The following is a 19,387-nucleotide window of genomic DNA, read 5'->3' as shown; positions in this document are numbered from 1 at the left end:
TTGCTTTTCAGGGTTTATTTTATAAAAAAAGCCTCAACTGATGTAGTTGAGGCCCTGATTTTAAGTAAAATTGAAATTGAAAAGAATAAATACTAGCTTTTCTCTTCTTTATTGAAATAAACTAAATAGTAATACATTTGTTTTTCTTCATCCCAACCTTTTTCTACAAATTTTTCAGCACTTTCTGGATTAATAAAATCCATCTTGATTTGTATATGAGTATCTAGGTTGATAACGTTTTTGATTGATTTTCTTGCATCAGAAACTGCAGCGTTGGCAATAGGGAAAGTAGTAACATCTTCGATACTGTATTTTTCACCTTTATCAACTTTATAGTTTTTAAATTCAGGAATTAAATCAGGATTATCTAATACTTCATTAAGGAAGTTCGTTTCTTCAAACTGGTCGTTCTTTGCAAAATAATTCACAGAACGGTTCATAAACATTACCTCTTCTTTTTTGTCTTCTGCTGGTAATACTACATCTTTAGCGAAGCTCTGACAGAATTTTAAGTATTTTTTTGTAATGAAGTTTTCATCTTCAAATGCATCAACTGATAAGAAATGCTCTAACCAGTAACGAGCATCGTAACGGTTGCTATCAACAGTTAGAATTTTATACCCTTCTTCTTTTTTATAATTAAAAATCAAACATCCCTTATCTAGTTTGTTAAGATTGATTCCTTGTTGTAAAATCATTTCAAGGTTGCTGTCTTTTTCTTCAAATTGTAAAAAGTCAGCTTGTAATTCGCTTTTAAAAATACCAATTGCATCAACAACATTATTATCGATACTTAAATTGGTTAAATATGTTACATAAACCTCTCCGTTTTTAATATGTGGGTGGTTTGACTGCTCATATAAATGTGTCGTAATTCTTTTTGAAACTTCCTGTAAATTCCCTGGATTGTCAAAAATCTCAGTAGCATATTTAAACATGTCGTTATAATCCAAATCGACTTCGTGTGCAAACTGGTAATAGTTTTCTTCTTTCTCTCTAAAAGGCTTAAAAAAGTATTCTTTTATCAAAGGAACGATTTCGTCATTTAAATTAAATGGCTGATCTGATAAAAAAATTGCTTCGTTTCTGCTCTTGTTTCCTACGCGGTGAATCGCAAGCGTGTCGATGTGGGTGTTGAAAAGGTTTATCATATGTTTTTAAGGTGCTTATTTTTGAGGTTCAGAGTTGCAAAGGTTCAAAGGTTTTAGCTTCGTTGTTTTATTTTTCGGATAAAAGCACTTAACATTCGCTCTATTTCTCTGCTCTCTTCATTTATTTTATTAAACTGAACTTCGTTTATGTATTTTAGATTGAAAGAAATTTCAAGCTGAGTCTGCATTTCGAATAATGATGAAATAGAAATGTTTAAAAATCGTAAATAATCATTATTTCTATCTCTACCATATCCCTCAGCGATGTTGCTTGGTATTGATATTGAACTTCTACGAATTTGTGAAGTTAGGCTATATATTTCTTCTTTGGGAAATGAATTTGTTAGTTGATAGATTTCGGTAACCAAAGTCATTGATTTTTGCCAAATCAAAAGGTCTCTAAAAGTATTCATATGTTTTATATTTAAAAACATAAACATAAGTAAATTCTCTCTATTTTAAATCATAAGATTTAAAATAAAACCTCAGAGCCTATGAACCTTTGTAACTTTGAACCTTTTGAAGAAACTAATTCCAATTCTCTTCAAATCCATAATCTTCGAAACTATCGTCTCCTTCAAACATATCTAAATCGTCTTCGTCCAGATCATCTTCAAATTCACCATAGATATCATCATGCATATCTGCTTCGAAATTTTTCTCGCCTGAATCATCTGGCATTTCTCCGTGAGAGAAAAGAGTTTCTGGGTAAGTATTTCCAATAGCTTGGTCTTCTATTGCAGCTAATTCAACCAAAAATGTCCACATATGTATAAAATCGTAGACGTAAATGATTTTAGTATTCTCTTTGTCTAATATACCAGATAAAGTGTAGTCACTCATTGTTTTTTGTTCACCAGGAACATCTCCAGTATCAAAAAGGGGAATTTCATCTTCTTGATTCCAAGTTTCATCGCAGGTATAAAACGAAGCTACTTCCATTCCGTCAAAACCAAAAGAATTGAAAATGGCATTGTGTAAATCTTCTAAAGTATCTTCTTCAAGAATTGCTATATCTCTAAAAATATCTTCTTCTGCATCTAGAATTACTCTAAATTTATAAACCATAACTTAACTATTTTTTTGTTTTTTATTGCTGTTGAAATGCAAGTGCAAATATACTCTATAAATATTATTTCGCAATGAAATAAATCTTTATTGTGTTTCTGAATGCTCCATAATTTTTCATTATAGGGGGTAAATATTATATGATTCGTTTTCAATAATAAAGCTGGTTTTTATCTCAAATTATGTATGTGAAAATTAAAAAAACCATTGTAAAAAAAACTTTCACAATGGTTAAATATATAGACTTATCCTATTTTATTCGATGATTTATATACTAATGCATCGCATCTGCAGGATTAATTTTGTTTTTCCCTTTTTTAATTAAAAATATAATTGGAATACACAGTAAGAACATGATACCTAGATATAAAAATATATCCATATATGCCAAAACGGTACTTTGTTTCATTACCGAATAATCGATTACTTGGTAGGCTTTATTCAACGCTTCGTTACTACTAAAACCTTTTGACATGAATCCTTTTTGAAGTAATTCTATTCTTTGTTGTACTTCGAATTTAGTTGTATCCAGGTGTGCTACCAAATCAACACGATGTTTCTGACTGAATCTCGTGATAAAGGTGGTGATAATTGCAATACCAAACGAACCTCCTAATTGTCGCATCATTCCTGTAAAAGCAGCTCCTTCACCAATATTTTTTCCTTGTAAGGTAGAAAGCGATAATGTTGTTATAGGTACAAAAAGCAATCCTAAACCAATACCTCTTAAAATTAATGGCCAGTATAAATGTTCTACACCAGTATCAGGTGTCATATTATTATACATCATAAAGGTGAAGAAAAAGAAAATTAAGAATCCAACGCCTACCATATATCCTTGAGGAACTCCTCGCTGAATTAATTTACCAATAATTGGCATCATAAAAGCAGTGGTTATAGATCCCGGAATAAGTAATAATCCAGCATCAGTTGCTGTCCATCCTAGGATAGATTGTGTGTAAATTGGAATAATTAATGTTGATCCATAAAGTCCGAAACCAAGGATGAAACACATTATAGTACCAATTCGTAAGTTTCCATCTTTAAGAACACTTAAATTTACAATTGGATGTTTATAGGTGAGTTCTCGCCATATAAATAATATTAGACCAAGAACTGTTACAACACTTAATGTTACAATCAATGAATCATTAAACCAATCGTCTTGTTGTCCATGTTCTAATACAAATTGTAAAGAACCAATAAACGAGGCTAGGAAAAATATTCCCCACCAATCGACTTGATTGGCTTTTAGTTTCTCGCCATATTTTGGGCTTCTTACGAAAGAAATAGCCAAAATTGTTGCAATAATACCAAGTGGAATATTGATATAAAAAATGTAAGGCCAAGAATAATTATCTACTAGATACCCTCCTAAAGGCGGACCTAAAGTTGGACCTACAATAACTCCCATTCCGTAAATTGCCTGTGCCATTCCTCGTTTTGCAATAGGATAACTCTCGGTTATAATGGTTTGTGCCGTAACTAATAAGGCTCCTCCACCAAGTCCTTGAATAAATCGAAATGCAATAAGTTCCCATATATTTGTAGCATTACCACACAAAAAAGAAGAAATGGTGAAAATTATAATCGATGTTACAAAATAATTTCGTCTTCCAAATTGTTGTGACAACCAACTTGTCATCGGTATTACTATGACATTTGCAATAGCATAAGCAGTAATTACCCATGCAACATCTGTTAATGTGGCACCAAGGCTTCCTCTCATGTCTGTCAATGCTACGTTTACGATGGTTGTATCTACAATTTCCAACAGTGCGCAAAGCACTGCTGTTATCGTAATTAAAACTCGTCTGTAGCCATATTCTACTAAATCATCTTGTGCTTGTACCATTTTGTTCTATTAGAATGCTTTTCAAAAATGAATGAATGTATAATTCTTGTTACAGGAAAATAATTTCCTAATAAGTGTAATTTCTATTTTAAATGTACATCTACATCCACGTTCATTCCTGGTCTCAATAATTTTATTTTTTCAACATCATTACTTGCGTCCAAGTTGATTTTTACAGGTAATCGTTGAATTGTTTTTACAAAGTTTCCAGTTGCATTATCAGGAGGAAGTAATGAAAAACGTGCTCCTGTTGCTGGTGAAAAAGAAGTAATAGTTCCTTGAAAATCATAATTAGGATATGCATCTACTTTAAGAGTTACCTTTTGACCAATAACCATTTTGTCAAGTTGCGTTTCTTTAAAGTTAGCAACCACCCAAGCTTCTGAGTTATTGATGATATAAAATAAAGATTGCCCTGGTTGTACCAATTGTCCTGGTTGAATGTCAACTTTAGAAACCTGACCATCAATTGCTGCAGTGATTACAGTATAAGATAAATTTAAATTAGCAACATCTAGTAATGTTTTTGCTTTTTTGATATTTGCAGCAGCTACTTCTGTTTGTTTGTCTGTAGCTTTAGATTTTGCCTGAATAACCGATTTTTGATATGAACTTGCTTTTTCTTGTTGTTGCAAAACACGTACTTGGCTTTCAGCTTCTTCTTTTGCTGTTAATGCTTTCTCGTATTGTTGTTTTGTAATTGTATGGCTTTTGTACAAGTTGTTGTAACGATTGTAATCATTTGTTATCTGTACTAATCTAATTTTTGCACTTTCGATGTTTCCACTTGCAGATCTTACATTTGCATCCGAAACTGAGATATTTGCAAGAGCACTTCCGATGTCTGCTTTTGCGGCTTCATACGAACCTTCTGCACCTAATATGGCTGCATTTGCTTCGTCAATTTTTAATTGATAATCTCTTTTGTCTATTGTAAATAAAGTATCTCCTTTTTTTACAAAGTCATTATCTTTTACATAAACCTTACTTACATATCCTGATACTCTTGGAATAATTGGGTTCATTTTTTTCTCTATTTGTGCATCATCTGTTTGTTCGTGAGCAAGAGAGTGCATGTATTTGTAGATTCCGTAAGATCCTCCAACCAGAACCAAAATAACTAGTATAATTGTAAATTTGGTATTTGTTTTTTTCTTTTCCATGTGGGCTATCGATTATATTTTTGTAAGATTGAATGATTGTGATAATTGTCCTGTTGCTGAAAGCATTTCGTAATATCTTTGAATTATATCGGCTTTAGACGTAGCTGTGTTTACTTTAGCACTAAGTTGTTCTACATCTGCCTCAAGTAAATCATTGGTATCAGCAAGGCCGTTGTCGAATTTATCTTTTAAGATTCTATAATTTTCTGATGCTTGTTCCAACGCTAAGTCGTAAACCGAACTTTGTTTTAAAGCTAAGTTATAGTTCTCTATTGCTTGTTGTACTTCGACTTTAATGTAATTAGTTAAAATTTCTTCTGAGCTTTTTACTTCATCTGCTTTACTTTGAGCATGTTTTATGTCAGCTCCTTTTTTTAATATTCCGCTAAGATCGTATGAAACGCCAACTCCAAAATTCATTGCATTTTGCACCGTAAGAATATTTCTAACATCAACAGCGGCATAGCCACCTAATAAAGAAACAGTAGGGTAGTAAGCACTTTTCGCCATTTTTATACTAGATTCACTAGCTTTTTCCTGATAACGCAATGCTTCTAAATCTTTACGATTTTCTAAAGCAGGCTGCTCATTTGAAGGGATATTATCTGTTTTATAATTAATAAAATCATTTTCCCCGACAGTTATTTTAGTTGAAGAATCTAATTTAAGTAATGTTATTAAATGATAATTCAGAATGTTTAAATTCTTATTAGCTTCGTCTATTGATAGTTGTATTTTTGAAACTAATAATTGAGATTTTAATAAATCATTTCTAGGGATTATTCCGTTTTTCTCTAATTCAATAAAATCTGTTACACGCTGTTTCGCTTGTTTTTGATTTTCATTTAAAAGTTCAATTGTTTTTTGAGTTTTGTATAAATTAGAATAATTATTTACAACTCTTAATGCAATGTCTTCTTTAGTTTTTAGTGAAGTTGCAAGTTCGGCTTGGTATAAATTTTCAGATAGCTTAATGCTATTTTGAATTTTAAAACCTGCAAATATTGGTAAGCTTGCACTAAGTTGCCCCAACATTAACTGATCAACATTTGGAGCTGACCCAGAACCACTTTCTTGATTCATTTTTAAATTTACATCTGCACCAGCCAATCTCTGAAATTGTCCAGAAGCTTTTAAATCTGGATATTGATTGTTTTTAGTAGATCTAAGTTCGTACTTTTTAGTGTTGACTTTTGTGTTAGCCAACGTGACTTCGTCACTCTTCTCCCATGCCATTTTTACGGCATCATCTAGGGTAAGACTCGTTTTTTCTTGAGCTTCTAATGAGGATATTCCGATTAGGAAAACCCCAAAGAGCATAATTGGATTAATTTTCATAAACAAGTAAGGCTTTTATAGTTTGTTGAATGTGTTTTGTTAAATGTGTTTTTATGTAATCTGTATATAAAGCTTCAGTACTTAAATTCAATACTTTCTGAAAGAAGATTTTGTTCATGTGGAAATGAAAAAAAGTTCCAAGAATAGTAGGGGTTATTAAAGGGATAATGACGTCTTTTCGGAAAACACCTTTCTCCTGACCTTCATTGATAATACTTTCTAATGATTTGAGATTTCCTTTCTTTAATTCTGTAAAGTGATTTAAAGTTTTTTCTCTTTTTTTAGATGTCAATTCAAAATGCATAATTCTGAAAATTCCTCCGTTGCAGTTAATCTTATTGATATAAAGTTCGATTAACTTATTTACTTTATCGATAGGTTCTAAATTTTCTTGCAGTAAATTTTCTAATTGCAATTTAAGATCCGATGTTCTGTATATAATTAACGATTCGAGTAATCGTTCTTTGGAACCAAAATAATACGATACCATAGCAATGTTGATTTTTGCTTCTTTGGCAATATTTCGTATCGAAGTTCCTTCAAATCCTTTGTCAGAAAAAAGCTTTTCTGCAACCTGGAGAATTTGAATCTTTTTCTCGTTTAATTCGATGTGTGACATGAGTGAGTTTCTAATCGGGTACAAAATTAAACAAGTGTTTAATTTAAACAGCTGTTTAGTTTTTATTTAACATAATATTAACTAAAATAATGATTTGTAAGTGAATGTTCGTTTTGTTATAATATTCTGATTTTTAATGATTTGAATCGATTATAACGATGTAGTTAATTTTGGGTTTAAGAAATTATTTGATATTGAAGTCAAATAAATGTTTAACGAGATTGACTCTTTGGTACCAATCATTGTGGACTAATTCTAATTTTTTTATTTCAAATTTTCCGAAGTTATAATCACGGTATTTGTGTAGTAATTTTAGAAATAAATCCTTGTTATTTATAGGGTTTTTGAACCGTAAAACGGTTAAATGGGTTGTGAATAACGAATAGCGTTGATCGATACTTTGTTCGAGTGTAGTTTGTTTAAACGCAGTGCGAAGATTGTCACGTAAGTCGTTTATACTTGTATCGCTTGGAAATCCCTGAATCATAATTGCCGAAGGTGAGGCAGTAATTCCTTGTAACTTAATTACTGATTTGTTTAAACCAGAAATGCATTTATTTATTACAGCAATATAATCTTGTAACGTGATGTTGTTTATATCAAATCCTTCATAACAAGATATAATAGACATTACTGTAATGTGAATATCCGAATTGGGGTAATAATATTGAGAAGCATCAACTTTTTTTAATTCATTTAAAAAAAGTTGAATGCTATTTTTAATCTCTTCTGTAGGTCGAATTAATAATGTAATTCCTAAACGGTTATCGTTCAAATTATCTATTTGTGTATCTATAACATAATTGTCATTTGATATCTTCTCACAGGATTCTGTGAACAAATTAGTATAATGTGAGGCTAAATCCATTTTAAATTAGATTAAAAAAATGGGATTATTTAATTGCTTTCACAAAATCATCAATATGTTGTGTGCCTTTTTCAGATAAGTGCTTTATAAAAGCGCTTCCAATGATTGCACCTTTTGCAAATTTAGTAGCCTGATTGAATGTTTCTTTATTCGAAATTCCAAATCCAATTACCTGTGGGCTTTTAAGATTCATGTTTGCAATTCTTTCAAAATAACTTTCTTCTGTATTACCAAAACCAGATTGAGAACCAGTAACGCTAGCTGAACTTACCATGTATATAAAACCGTTTGAAACACTATCAATAAACTTAATGCGCTCATCAGAAGTTTGTGGTGTGATCAGGAATACATTTATAATTCCGTATTTTTCGAAGGTAGTTTTGTATTGTTCTGCATAAACATCTACAGGAAGGTCAGGGATGATTAATCCGTCGATACCAATTGCAGCACATTTTTTGCAAAACTCTTCAACTCCGTATTGTAATATAGGATTAAAATAGCCCATTATTATCAATGGAATTTTTACGCTTTCGCGAATATTTTCCAGTTGGTCAAATAAAACCTGAGTTGTCATTCCATTATGTAATGCCTGAGTAGAACTTGCCTGAATTGTTGGTCCATCAGCCAAAGGATCGCTAAACGGTAATCCGATTTCGATCATATCGATTCCGCTTTTTTCTAAATCCTGAATGATTTGTACAGTGTCATTAAGATTAGGATATCCTGCAGAAAAATAGATAGATAGTATCTTTTTATCTTCTTGTAGTTTTTGATTTATTCTGTTCATCTTTTTATTTTTTATCCTAACAGGTTTCAAAAACCGATTAGGTATATTATTAATTTTCTCTGCCACTCTCGATAGCTATCGGGATAAAAGCTTCATCTTTGATTTCTGCAGTAAATTTATTTCACTTTTCTTTAATCTGTGAAAATCATTTTAATCTGTGGCATTATTTTTTTTAATCTATTACAATTTCACTAGTCCAAATGTCATTATGATTTTGAACCAATAACAATCCTGAATCTGAATCGTTCATTTGAGCAATTAATTCTCCTTTGTTATTCCAAAAAGCACTTTTTCCACCAGATGGACTTCCCCATGATTCTCCACTAAAATTAGACATAAGCACATTCATATTATAGGTGCTAGCATAATTTTGCAACGCTTTGTAAGCTCCAGGGATTCCGTTTGGACTAAAGAAAATGCTAGCAATATAAATTGCAGTTTTATTTTCGCTTGCCTTTTTTGGATGTAACGGATTATCAATATCGGCACAAATAGCAAAAGAGATTTTTTTATTCTCTAATTCGATTGTTGGATTATAATCAAATGACGATTGATAGTATACATCTTCGCCTTCATGAAGAAATTGTTTGGTATAAATAGAAACCGAATCATCGGGCGAAATAATAAATTCTCCAATAAATAACTGGTCTTTAATTTTTATAGGTGCTCCAGCAACAATTACAATTTTATTTTCGACAGCTAATTTTTTTAAATGATTTAGACGTGAATCATTTTCTGAGAAAGTAAGTTCAATTGCATTTTCTCTTTCATAACCTGTAATCGATAGTTCTGGAAATACGATTAAATCGGCATTTTTTGTCACTGCCAATTCTATAAGGCGATAATGATCTAATAAATTAGAATCGATATTTCCTCGTTTTGGTTTAGTCTGAGCTGCAGCTAATATCATTTTAATAATTTTTTGTTGTTTTTCTGGGCGATTTCTTATTGATTATGTGAGTTTGCGTTAGGGTATAAAAGCGACATCCTTTTTTATACTTTTTTTAGCTTTAAAAAGATATAGCGTTCCGATAGTTATCGGGAAGCCCGACCGTTTTTTTGACAGTAACGCCCTAACTATAATTTAAAATAATCGATATATGTATTTAAATCTTTATCACCACGACCTGATAAATTGATAACTACAATTTCGTCGGGACCAAATTTCTTTTGTTCCAGAACGGCAAAGGCATGTGCACTTTCGATTGCTGGAATAATACCTTCGGTTTTGGATAATTGCAAACCAAATTGCATGGCTTCATCATCGGTAATCGAAATAAATTCAGCTCTGCCAGTTGCGAATAAGTGGGCATGCATTGGTCCAACTCCTGGGTAATCTAAACCTGCCGAGATAGAATAAGGTTCGGTAATTTGTCCGTCGGGAGTTTGCATTAATAATGTTTTACTTCCGTGAATGATTCCGATTTTTCCTAAAGCCGAGGTTGCAGCGCTTTCGCCAGAGTCAACTCCTAAACCAGCAGCTTCGACAGCAATAATATTTACGTCTTTTTCGTCTAAGAAATGGTAAAAAGCTCCAGCAGCATTACTTCCTCCACCTACACAAGCGATAACGTGATCTGGGTTTTCACGGCCTTCTTTTTCTAATAATTGTGTTTTTATTTCGGCAGAAATTACACTCTGAAAACGGGCTACCATATCAGGATAAGGATGTGGACCAACCACAGAACCGATGATATAATAGGTATCGACAGGATTATTAATCCAATCACGGATGGCTTCGTTTGTAGCATCTTTTAAGGTTTTAGAACCCGAAAGTGCCGGACGAACTTCTGCACCTAACATTTTCATACGAGCCACATTTGGTGCTTGACGCTTAATATCGATTTCACCCATATACACGATGCATTGCAATCCCATTAAAGCACAAACAGTAGCAGTAGCAACACCGTGTTGACCTGCACCAGTTTCGGCAATAATTCGGTTTTTACCAAGGCGTTTTGCAAGTAAAATTTGCCCGATTGTATTGTTTACTTTATGCGCACCAGTATGGCATAAATCTTCTCTCTTTAAATAAATTTTAGTATTGTATTTTTTCGAAAGTCTTTCGGCAAAATATAATGGAGTAGGGCGGCCTACATAATCTCTTAATAGTGCATCGAACTCAGCTTGGAAGCTTGGGTCAGCAGTAATTTTTAGATAGTTTTGGCGTAGTTCTTCTACGTTTGGATATAACATTTCTGGAATGTAGGCTCCTCCAAATTCTCCATAATAGCCTTTTTCGTTGACGTGAAAACTCATTTGTTTAAAGTTTAAATGTTTAAAGTTGCAAGGTTTTGCTTGAAACTATATAATATGTTTTTATCTTTTAATCCTGCTTCGATTTCAAATTTACTGTTTACATCAATGGCATAAATAGGTAAATTGGTTTTCGAAATTTCTTTTATTGTTTCTATTTCTTCAAGCCCGATTCCGCCACTAAGGAAGAATGGTTTTGTAGAATTGTATTGGTTTAATATTCTCCAATCGAAAGTGGTTCCGTTGCCGCCAGGTAATTTTCCTTTGGTATCAAAAAGAAAATAATCACAAACTGATTCGTATGATTTTACTACTTCGAAATCAAAATTTTCATCGGCAGAAAATACTTTGATAAGTTCGATTTTAGGATCAATTTTATTTTTTAGTTCCTGACAAAACTCAACCGATTCATGACCGTGTAATTGTATGGCTTGCAAATCGTATTTTGAAATTTTGCTTAGAATCTCTTCCTGACTTTGATTTACAAAAACCCCAACTTTCTTGATTGACTTTGGTAAATCGGGAATGATTCCGTCAAAATACCGAGCCGATTTTTCCCAGAATATAAATCCCATATAATCAGGTAGGAGCGAACCTACTTCAGTTATATTTTCGGGATATTTCATACCGCAGATTTTGAGTTTCATTTTGTTGTGTTTTTTACCGCAAAGGGCGCAAAGAGTTTTTATATTCTATGTCATTAAAACGCTAAGTTCGCAAAGTTTTGGGCTAAATTTGTATGCGTTTTTATGTCTATTGCTTACTACCTATAGCTTCTTAATAAATTCAGTTGCTGCTTGTCCTGCGTTATCTGTTTTCATGAAATTTTCACCAATTAGGAATCCTTTGTAACCGTATGGTTTTAATTCGTTAATAGCTTCGATAGATGAGATTCCGCTTTCGGAAACTTTTACAAAATTATCAGGAATTTGTGCTGCCAGTTGTTTGCTGAAATCCAAGCTAACTTCGAATGTTTTTAGGTTTCGATTATTAACTCCTATCATATCTAGTGTTGGCATTATCGATTTTTCTAATTCTTCCTGATTATGAACTTCTAGTAAAACTTCTAATCCTAAACTTTTTGCAAATTCAGATAATGACTTGATTTCTTCTCTTGTTAGAACAGCAGCAATAAGCAAAATTAAATCAGCTCCAAAAGCTTTAGCTTCTAATATCTGGTATTCATCAACAATAAATTCTTTTCGCAATAACGGAATATTTACAGATGCTCTTGCTAATAGTAAATCATCAAGTGAACCTCCAAAATATTTTCCATCTGTTAAAACAGAAATTCCGCAAGCACCTGCGTTTTCATACCCTTTTACCACTTCTTCAACAGTAAAGCTTTGGTTTATAATCGATTTTGATGGAGAACGACGTTTGTGTTCAGCAATGATTCCTGTAGAACTTGCTTTTAGTTTTTGACTTAAAGAAATAGTTTTTCTATCGAAGAAAACAGAGGCTTCTAGTTGTGAAACTGGAATTATTGATTTCTTGAGAATGACCTCTCTTTTTTTGTCAACTATTATTTTATCTAAAATATTCATTGTTTTTTTATTTTAGGTTTCAAGTTCCAACGATTTTTAACTTGAAACTAATTTTACTTACTTAAATCTTTCAATTTATTCAAAGCTACTAATCCTTTTCCAGAAGACAAGCTTTCTTTTGCCAGTTCGAAACCTTCTTGCGGAGTACACTTTGTAACCGTTGCAATTGCCATTGCCGCATTGGCGCAAACTACATTGTTCTGAGCTTCGGTTCCTTTTCCTGAAAGGATATTGATAAACATATCAGCAGATTCTTCGATTGTTTTTCCACCTTCGATTTCGCTTTGTGCTAAAAGGCGAACGCCGAAATCACTTGGATTCAATATACCTTCCATTGTACTGGTAATAATTTTTGTTGGACCAGTTAAAGAAACCTCGTCATAACCGTCAAGCGAATGTAGGATTGTAAAATTTACATCTGTATTTTGATATAAATAGGCATACATTCTTGCCAGTTCCAGATTGAAGACTCCCACTAATTGGTTCTTAGGAAATGATGGGTTTACCATTGGGCCCAACATATTAAAGAACGTTTTTACAGCCAATTCTTTTCTTATCGTTCCTACGTTTTTCATAGCAGGGTGAAATAATGGTGCGTGGAGCACACAAATTCCAGCTTTATCGATACATTTTTCTATGAAATCGGCATCATTAGTAAATTTGATTCCCATTTTTTCCATTACGTTGCTAGAACCTGAAATAGACGAAACGCCGTAATTACCGTGTTTAGCAACTTTTATTCCAGCTCCAGCTGCTATGAATGATGCTAGAGTCGAAATATTGAAAGTATCTTTTCCGTCACCGCCAGTTCCGCATAAATCGATAGTATTATAAGCTGATAAATCGATGCGGATGCATAAATCTAGTAAAGCTTCACGGAAACCTGCTAACTCATCGATGCTAATACTTCGCATCATAAATATGGTAAGGAATGCCGAAATCTGACTCGGATTATAATCCCCATTTGGTATATTAATCAATACATTTTTTGCCTCCTCTTTAGTAAGGATTTCATGATTGATTAATTTGTTTAATATATTTTTCATTCTTTTTAAGGTTCTAAGTTTTTTGTTTTTTATCTCAGGTTTAAAGTTTTCTCTTTGTGTGGCTTCAACTTCGCTCATCTTGGCAGTGAAAATAATTATCATTTTGAGTGAAGTCGAAGGATTTTTTAGGTTCCAACAACTTGAAACAAAGAAAACGTGAAACTATTTTTTAATGTTCATCTCCTTGATAAATCCACATTGGTTCTGTTTTTCCTGCTCTTTCAAATCCATTTTTTTTATAAAAATCTATTGATTTTCCATCAGCAGTTAACATTTGCATATGAAAATCTCGATATCTTTCTTGCATTTTTTCACAAATCATTTTACCGATTCCTTTTCCCTGATATTCTGGAAGTATTAACAAATGGGGATAATAAACAGTTAAATAACCATCGGAAATTGCATTTCCCAGCCCAACCAGTTTTGTATCATCCCAAGCAGTAATTAAAGTTTCAGAATTTAAAAGACCTTTATATAATAAATCTGGTTTTTCAGCTGAACTCCATTCATTTGCTTTGTACAATATAATTATATCTTCAATTTTAATTTCTTTGGTTTCTAAAATTCTAATACTCATTTTTTTAAGTTGCTAAGGTTTGAAATGTTTTTTTGTTTTCAAGTTTCAACTGTTATTGTTAACTGTTACTGAAAATTGAAAACTATTTTTTAACCCAATTCTCTAACATTTTTTTTCCGTTTGGAGTTAATACACTTTCAGGATGAAATTGAACTCCGCGTACATCATAGGTTCTGTGTCTTAATGACATTACTTGTCCGTTTTCGTCGTAAGATGTAGCTTCAAGAACATCGGGTAAACTTGCATCTACAACCCATGAATGATAACGACCTACTTCAAATTCTTTACCTAATCCTTCAAACAAAATTTCATCATCGACCACTGTTTTTACATTGGTAGCTACACCATGATATACTTTATCAAGATTTGATAATGTTCCTCCAAAAACTTCTCCTATAGCTTGTTGTCCTAAACAAACTCCAAGAATACTTTTGGTAGGAGCATATTTTTGAATAACAGCTTTTAGCAAACCAGCTTCGTCTGGAATTCCTGGCCCTGGTGAAAGTAATATTTTGTCGAAACTTGCAATTTCATCAATATCAAACTCATCATTTCTGTATACAGTTACTTCACAATCTAAATCTTCTAGATAATGTACAAGGTTATAAGTGAAGCTATCGTAGTTATCTATTACTAATATTTTTTTCATTTTGTCTTTTTTTGTTTCAAGTTTCAGGTTTCAAGTTTCATGTTCCAACAACTTGAAACCTGAAACAAAGAAAACTTGAAACTAATTTTTTTGTTTATTTTTCTCGAACGTATTTCTCGACAATTATTCTGTCTATTCCAAGTTTTTCAAGTTTCTCAATTCCTTTTTGAATTAAGGTATCATTTTTAATTTTTACAGTAAACTCAAACTTGCTGTTTTCCCAATCTCTATTGTTGAAATATTCTAAATTCTCTGTGTATGTACTATCTTTTAAAGTATATTTTCCTCCACCTCCGAAGAAAAGAGCGTCCTCTTTTTTACCATTATTTAAATCATGGTTGAAGAATGCAAAGTGGGAGTCATTTATAATTTTTATCATTTTGGTTTTTGGATCGAATGTTGAAAAAGTAGAATCTTTTTCGGTTGTTTCAGCTGATATAAGTCGCCAGGTTCCTTCGATGTCCTTTTTAGCAGTTGTAGATTCTTGCTTATTCTTATCATTACAAGAGCTTAAAAATGTCATAACCAATAATAATGCGATAGTGTTTTTCATAGTTTTTAGGTTTTTTGGGTTTAGTTTTTAGGTTTATTAAATATTTTGTTTCATTTCAAGTTTGCAAATAGTGACTGAATATTAAATTTTCTCTGCCATTTCTAAGGCAGTATTTAATGCTCTTAATTTATTGTAAACTTCTTGCATTTCGCTTTCTTCGTCTGAACTTGCTACAATTCCGGCTCCAGCCTGGCAATGTAATTGGTGGTTTTTGCTCAGGAAAGTTCGAATCATAATGGCGTGGTTAAAGTTGCCTTCAAAATCCATAACACCAATTGCACCACCATAAAAATTACGATTGGTTTTTTCGTATTCTTCTATAAGCTGCATAGCTCTGTGTTTTGGAGCTCCGCTTAGAGTTCCAGCAGGGAATGTATCGGCAACAACTTGCATAGTAGTTGCTTTTTCGTGTAAATGACCAGTAACTTTTGATACTAAGTGAATCACATGGGAGAAAAACTGAACTTCACGATATTTCTCTACGTTTACATCATGTCCGTTACGGCTTAAGTCATTTCTTGCTAAATCGACTAACATAACGTGTTCGCTATTTTCTTTTTTATCTTCCGATAATTGTTTAGCTAGAATTGCATCTTGTTCATCGTTTCCTGTTCTTTTAAAAGTTCCAGCAATAGGATGAATTTCAGCTTTACGGTCTTTTACAATGATTTGAGCTTCAGGAGAAGAACCGAATATCTTGAAGTCTCCATAATCAAAAAAGAATAAATAGGGTGAAGGGTTGATGCTTCTTAATGCTCTGTACACATTAAATTCATCTCCTTTAAATCCTTGTGTAAATCGGCGTGATAAAACCAATTGGAATACATCGCCACGGAAACAATGTTTTTTTGCTAAAGCAACATTATGTTTAAATTCTTCATCAGTTAAATTAGAGAATCCTTCGCCTTCTTTAGTGAATTGATATGAAGCAATATTTCTTGATTGTAGTAGTTGCTCTATTTCCGAAATATTATTTCTTCCATCTACGCTATGGCAAAAAATGTATGCTTCATTTTTGAAGTGATTTATAGCAATGATGTTTTGATAAACTGCATAATACACATCTGGAATAGAAATACTATTATCTTTCTTGGCAATTGCTACTTTTTCAAAATAACGAACTGCATCGTATGAAATGTATCCGAATAATCCGTTGTTGATGAATTTAAAATCGTTTTTCTCTGATTTGAATTGCCCTGAAAATTCCTGAATAATCTCTGGGATGTTTGTAGAGCTATCAACAACTGTTTTTTCTGAAGTTCCATCAGGATACATTTTAGAAATAGTTTCGTTCTCGATTTTAATGCTTGCAATAGGATTACAGCAGATATATGAGAAACTATTATCATTTCCGTGATAATCGCTACTTTCTAAAAGCAAGCTATTAGGGAATTTGTCTCTAATTTTGAAATAAATGCTCACAGGTGTTACTGTGTCAGCAAGGATTTGTTTGTAGTGTGTGTTGAGTATAAAAGGTTTCAATGTGTTGTTTTTTAAGTTTTAGAATATTGTTTTTTAAAAAAGTTTAGTCCAAAAAAAAAGGCTTGTCGTGATGACAAGCCTTTTATATTTATAGTTCGAATAATACTATAGGAAGCTTCGTTCACGACGTCTGACGTAAATTGTTCCACCACCAAGTATTATTTGTAATTGTTTTCATAAACTTTTTTTGTTGGTACAAATATATAAATGTAATTTGAGTATTCGTATATATTATTTTAAAAAAAATAACTGCTTTTTTGAGTTTTTTGTTAAATTAAATTTAAATGAAGGGTTTTAAAGGCTTAATTTCCACTAGCTAAAGTATTATTTACGTTCATTCTAAAATCTGGATTTGCTTTAATATTTGGTTCTGTAAATAATGCGACATTTCTTATAGATGTATATTCTAAACCAAAATCAGGGTTCTGATACCAATTTTTAATACCTAAATCAAAGTTTGAATTTTCACTTAAAATGGCACCTTGACAGTTATTAATTATTAATCCGTTAAGTTTAATTTTTTCAAGATTTACCAGCCCATCTCCAATTTTATTTTGAAGAATCATAAATGGTGTAAAGTCTGAAATTACACTATTATTTAATGTAAAATAACTATTTTCTCCTATATGTGCCGCTTCTCGAACTAGTCCTTGATTGCTTTCTTCAAGATTTATTAATGTAATGTTACTAGCGGTTATTTTTGTTAGTTTTTTGCTTGGGTCGCTATTCTCAATTTTGTCGTAAGAATCAATTTCAAAGCATCTTGAGCCTGAAATATCAGAAGAGTAAGGGTGACGAATAGCTATACTATTATTGATTGTGCATTGTACTCCTTGTGTAAAGTCAAAATCATCATCGGTGGCTCGATATGAAATTAAGTTGTTCATAATGACATCGCCACCGTAGGCTTCAAATGAATCATCGTTTGAATAGCTTATTTGTATGTGTTCAAGTTTGGTTTTACGACCAACTCCCGCCAATGATAATCCGTTAATTTCTTTCAGAGCATTTAATTTTCTACCAGAATATTCTATTCTAACGTATTTTAAAATACCTGAGTTATCCTCTGCATCTTGTCCTCCGTAATGATTGACAATAGGGTCTAGATTAAAGTCCAGAAAACTTACTCCACCCATTTTATTTATGGGAGCTTTTCCAAGAAGGATTATTCCGCCCCAATCACCCGGCTTTCTTTCAGCAACATTCTTATTAGATGTAAAGATGATTGGATCTGTTTCTAAACCTTCGGCTATTATCTTAGAGCCATTTGTTATTACTAGAGTACCGCAAGTTTTATCATCTCCTCTAATTACAGTTCCTGGTTCTATTGTTAAAACGGCATTGTTTGTTACATAAACGACACCAACTAATTGGTAGGTATTTCGTTTGTATAATTTAGTATCCTTATCAATAGTTCCAGCGAGAATGTTTGTCGCTTCATCGTATTCTGTTGAAGCAGGTTTAAAATTGGTCCATTTATTCATCCAGTTTGATGCACCAACAATACCTTTTTGTTGCTGTGCATTGACTATTATGTTACTTATTAAACAAATAATTACAAGGTGTAAATTTTTTTTCATAGTACTGTCTTTAGCAAAATTTGATTTTTTTGGATAAAAGCTTTCTATTTAAAAACAAAAACTTTTTTTATTGAGCCAAAATTAGATGAGGTTTGTTAATCAAAGAATGATAAGATATTATGAAAGTGTTATTTTAACTTTATGAACGTTATCTTATTTGTATATGGAACGTTTTTTTTTGGGGTTAAATTAAAAGCATAAAAAAATCCCATCTGTCATATGACAGATGGGATTTTCTGAATTAGTAAGTCTGTGATATTAGAACTTTAAAGATACAGTTAATTCAAAATCATCATTGATAGTTTTGTCTCCTAAGTTTTCAAAGAAGTTTCCTGAGTTATATTTGATATCATATTTAGTTCTATCAACTTTAAATGCAGTTGTAGCAGTGTTACCTTTTACAGTAATATCAAAAGTTACAGGTTTAGTAATTCCTTTGATAGTTAAATCTGCAGTTACAGTATATACATCAGTTGCTTTTGCTCCGATAGTTTTGAAAACTAATTTTGCAGTTGGGAATTTTTCAGTTCCGAAGAAATCATCAGCTTTTAAGTGACCGTTTAATTTTCCTTGGTATTCACCAGTAAGGTCAGTAGCGTTGATAGATGTCATATCTACAGTGAAAGTTCCACCAGCTAATTTTTTACCTTTAAATACTAATGCACCATCTTTTAGGTTTACAGTTCCAGAGTGTTCTCCAGTTACTTTTTTACCTACCCATTTAACCGTACTTGATTTAACGTCAACTTTTTTAGTTTGTGCGTTGATTGAAACTGATGATAAAGCTACCACTAGGGCTAAAGCAATTGTTTTTAAATTTTTCATTTTGTTTGATTTTAATAAATTTG

20 protein-coding genes are annotated in these 19,387 nt (G+C 32.1%); all 20 read right to left on the bottom strand.

Annotation, left to right across the window (positions count from 1 at the left end; translation table 11 throughout):
• Positions 1-92: 92 nt before the first annotated feature.
• A complete protein-coding gene (locus LPB87_RS13195) occupies positions 93-1,151 on the bottom strand; it encodes a nucleoid-associated protein (RefSeq protein WP_129539440.1) in 1,059 nt (352 codons plus the stop codon).
• A gap of 53 nt (positions 1,152-1,204) precedes the next feature.
• On the bottom strand, positions 1,205-1,564 hold the full coding sequence (locus LPB87_RS13190) for a four helix bundle protein (RefSeq protein WP_230728184.1): 360 nt from the start codon (positions 1,562-1,564) through the stop codon (positions 1,205-1,207).
• A gap of 115 nt (positions 1,565-1,679) precedes the next feature.
• On the bottom strand, positions 1,680-2,219 hold the full coding sequence (locus LPB87_RS13185; RefSeq protein WP_230728183.1) for a plasmid pRiA4b ORF-3 family protein: 540 nt from the start codon (positions 2,217-2,219) through the stop codon (positions 1,680-1,682).
• A 274-nt stretch (positions 2,220-2,493) separates the two neighbouring features.
• On the bottom strand, positions 2,494-4,074 hold the full coding sequence (locus LPB87_RS13180; RefSeq protein WP_129539437.1) for an MDR family MFS transporter: 1,581 nt from the start codon (positions 4,072-4,074) through the stop codon (positions 2,494-2,496).
• An 83-nt stretch (positions 4,075-4,157) separates the two neighbouring features.
• Positions 4,158-5,237, bottom strand: coding sequence for an HlyD family secretion protein (locus LPB87_RS13175; protein WP_230728182.1), 1,080 nt, complete (start codon positions 5,235-5,237; stop codon positions 4,158-4,160).
• 12 nt (positions 5,238-5,249) lie between these two features.
• Positions 5,250-6,575 carry a TolC family protein gene (locus LPB87_RS13170; protein ID WP_129539435.1) on the bottom strand — a complete coding sequence of 442 codons (1,326 nt, stop codon included), beginning with the start codon at positions 6,573-6,575 and terminating at the stop codon, positions 5,250-5,252.
• Positions 6,565-7,194 (bottom strand): TetR/AcrR family transcriptional regulator, encoded by a 630-nt coding sequence (locus LPB87_RS13165; protein WP_129539434.1) that lies wholly within the window; start codon positions 7,192-7,194, stop codon positions 6,565-6,567. Before LPB87_RS13165 ends, LPB87_RS13170 begins: the two co-directional genes overlap by 11 nt.
• Positions 7,195-7,378: 184 nt before the next feature.
• Entirely contained in the window at positions 7,379-8,062 is a 684-nt protein-coding gene (locus tag LPB87_RS13160; protein WP_230728181.1) for a 2'-5' RNA ligase family protein, read from the bottom strand.
• 25 nt (positions 8,063-8,087) lie between these two features.
• Positions 8,088-8,849 carry a tryptophan synthase subunit alpha gene (gene trpA / locus LPB87_RS13155; protein ID WP_129539432.1) on the bottom strand — a complete coding sequence of 254 codons (762 nt, stop codon included), beginning with the start codon at positions 8,847-8,849 and terminating at the stop codon, positions 8,088-8,090.
• Positions 8,850-9,021: 172 nt separating this feature from the next.
• Positions 9,022-9,759 carry a carbon-nitrogen hydrolase family protein gene (locus tag LPB87_RS13150; protein ID WP_230728180.1) on the bottom strand — a complete coding sequence of 246 codons (738 nt, stop codon included), beginning with the start codon at positions 9,757-9,759 and terminating at the stop codon, positions 9,022-9,024.
• A gap of 167 nt (positions 9,760-9,926) precedes the next feature.
• A complete protein-coding gene (gene trpB, locus LPB87_RS13145) occupies positions 9,927-11,108 on the bottom strand; it encodes a tryptophan synthase subunit beta (RefSeq protein ID WP_129539430.1) in 1,182 nt (393 codons plus the stop codon).
• 11 nt (positions 11,109-11,119) lie between these two features.
• Positions 11,120-11,752, bottom strand: a complete 633-nt coding sequence (locus tag LPB87_RS13140) for a phosphoribosylanthranilate isomerase (RefSeq protein WP_230728179.1) — start codon at positions 11,750-11,752, stop codon at positions 11,120-11,122.
• 120 nt (positions 11,753-11,872) lie between these two features.
• A complete protein-coding gene (gene trpC / locus LPB87_RS13135; protein WP_129539428.1) occupies positions 11,873-12,652 on the bottom strand; it encodes an indole-3-glycerol phosphate synthase TrpC in 780 nt (259 codons plus the stop codon).
• A gap of 53 nt (positions 12,653-12,705) precedes the next feature.
• Positions 12,706-13,698 (bottom strand): anthranilate phosphoribosyltransferase, encoded by a 993-nt coding sequence (trpD, locus tag LPB87_RS13130; RefSeq protein ID WP_230728234.1) that lies wholly within the window; start codon positions 13,696-13,698, stop codon positions 12,706-12,708.
• Positions 13,699-13,867: 169 nt separating this feature from the next.
• Positions 13,868-14,275, bottom strand: a complete 408-nt coding sequence (locus tag LPB87_RS13125) for a GNAT family N-acetyltransferase (RefSeq protein WP_129539425.1) — start codon at positions 14,273-14,275, stop codon at positions 13,868-13,870.
• Between the two features lie 82 nt (positions 14,276-14,357).
• Positions 14,358-14,924: an aminodeoxychorismate/anthranilate synthase component II gene (locus tag LPB87_RS13120; protein WP_230728178.1), complete on the bottom strand. Its 567-nt coding sequence runs from the start codon at positions 14,922-14,924 to the stop codon at positions 14,358-14,360.
• Between the two features lie 94 nt (positions 14,925-15,018).
• Positions 15,019-15,477, bottom strand: coding sequence for a hypothetical protein (locus LPB87_RS13115; RefSeq protein ID WP_230728177.1), 459 nt, complete (start codon positions 15,475-15,477; stop codon positions 15,019-15,021).
• Positions 15,478-15,558: 81 nt separating this feature from the next.
• Positions 15,559-16,959 carry an anthranilate synthase component I family protein gene (locus LPB87_RS13110; protein WP_129539422.1) on the bottom strand — a complete coding sequence of 467 codons (1,401 nt, stop codon included), beginning with the start codon at positions 16,957-16,959 and terminating at the stop codon, positions 15,559-15,561.
• 302 nt (positions 16,960-17,261) lie between these two features.
• A complete protein-coding gene (locus LPB87_RS13105; protein WP_230728176.1) occupies positions 17,262-18,539 on the bottom strand; it encodes a hypothetical protein in 1,278 nt (425 codons plus the stop codon).
• 258 nt (positions 18,540-18,797) lie between these two features.
• Positions 18,798-19,364, bottom strand: a complete 567-nt coding sequence (locus tag LPB87_RS13100) for a YceI family protein (protein WP_129539420.1) — start codon at positions 19,362-19,364, stop codon at positions 18,798-18,800.
• Positions 19,365-19,387: the final 23 nt, after the last annotated feature.

Source organism: Flavobacterium sp. EDS (genome assembly GCF_020991525.1).
Taxonomy (GTDB): Bacteria; Bacteroidota; Bacteroidia; order Flavobacteriales; family Flavobacteriaceae; genus Flavobacterium.
This window is presented reverse-complemented; position numbering and strand designations above follow the sequence as displayed.

Excerpts from the sequence above, each read along its gene's own strand:
- LPB87_RS13195 (WP_129539440.1), bottom strand. The coding sequence starts at position 1,151 with ATGATAAACCTTTTCAACACCCACATCGACACGCTTGCGATTCACCGC.
- LPB87_RS13190 (WP_230728184.1), bottom strand. The coding sequence starts at position 1,564 with ATGAATACTTTTAGAGACCTTTTGATTTGGCAAAAATCAATGACTTTG.
- LPB87_RS13185 (WP_230728183.1), bottom strand. The coding sequence starts at position 2,219 with ATGGTTTATAAATTTAGAGTAATTCTAGATGCAGAAGAAGATATTTTT.
- LPB87_RS13180 (WP_129539437.1), bottom strand. The coding sequence starts at position 4,074 with ATGGTACAAGCACAAGATGATTTAGTAGAATATGGCTACAGACGAGTT.
- LPB87_RS13175 (WP_230728182.1), bottom strand. The coding sequence starts at position 5,237 with ATGGAAAAGAAAAAAACAAATACCAAATTTACAATTATACTAGTTATT.
- LPB87_RS13170 (WP_129539435.1), bottom strand. The coding sequence starts at position 6,575 with ATGAAAATTAATCCAATTATGCTCTTTGGGGTTTTCCTAATCGGAATA.
- LPB87_RS13165 (WP_129539434.1), bottom strand. The coding sequence starts at position 7,194 with ATGTCACACATCGAATTAAACGAGAAAAAGATTCAAATTCTCCAGGTT.
- LPB87_RS13160 (WP_230728181.1), bottom strand. The coding sequence starts at position 8,062 with ATGGATTTAGCCTCACATTATACTAATTTGTTCACAGAATCCTGTGAG.
- trpA (WP_129539432.1), bottom strand. The coding sequence starts at position 8,849 with ATGAACAGAATAAATCAAAAACTACAAGAAGATAAAAAGATACTATCT.
- LPB87_RS13150 (WP_230728180.1), bottom strand. The coding sequence starts at position 9,759 with ATGATATTAGCTGCAGCTCAGACTAAACCAAAACGAGGAAATATCGAT.
- trpB (WP_129539430.1), bottom strand. The coding sequence starts at position 11,108 with ATGAGTTTTCACGTCAACGAAAAAGGCTATTATGGAGAATTTGGAGGA.
- LPB87_RS13140 (WP_230728179.1), bottom strand. The coding sequence starts at position 11,752 with ATGAAACTCAAAATCTGCGGTATGAAATATCCCGAAAATATAACTGAA.
- trpC (WP_129539428.1), bottom strand. The coding sequence starts at position 12,652 with ATGAATATTTTAGATAAAATAATAGTTGACAAAAAAAGAGAGGTCATT.
- trpD (WP_230728234.1), bottom strand. The coding sequence starts at position 13,698 with ATGAAAAATATATTAAACAAATTAATCAATCATGAAATCCTTACTAAA.
- LPB87_RS13125 (WP_129539425.1), bottom strand. The coding sequence starts at position 14,275 with ATGAGTATTAGAATTTTAGAAACCAAAGAAATTAAAATTGAAGATATA.
- LPB87_RS13120 (WP_230728178.1), bottom strand. The coding sequence starts at position 14,924 with ATGAAAAAAATATTAGTAATAGATAACTACGATAGCTTCACTTATAAC.
- LPB87_RS13115 (WP_230728177.1), bottom strand. The coding sequence starts at position 15,477 with ATGAAAAACACTATCGCATTATTATTGGTTATGACATTTTTAAGCTCT.
- LPB87_RS13105 (WP_230728176.1), bottom strand. The coding sequence starts at position 18,539 with ATGAAAAAAAATTTACACCTTGTAATTATTTGTTTAATAAGTAACATA.
- LPB87_RS13100 (WP_129539420.1), bottom strand. The coding sequence starts at position 19,364 with ATGAAAAATTTAAAAACAATTGCTTTAGCCCTAGTGGTAGCTTTATCA.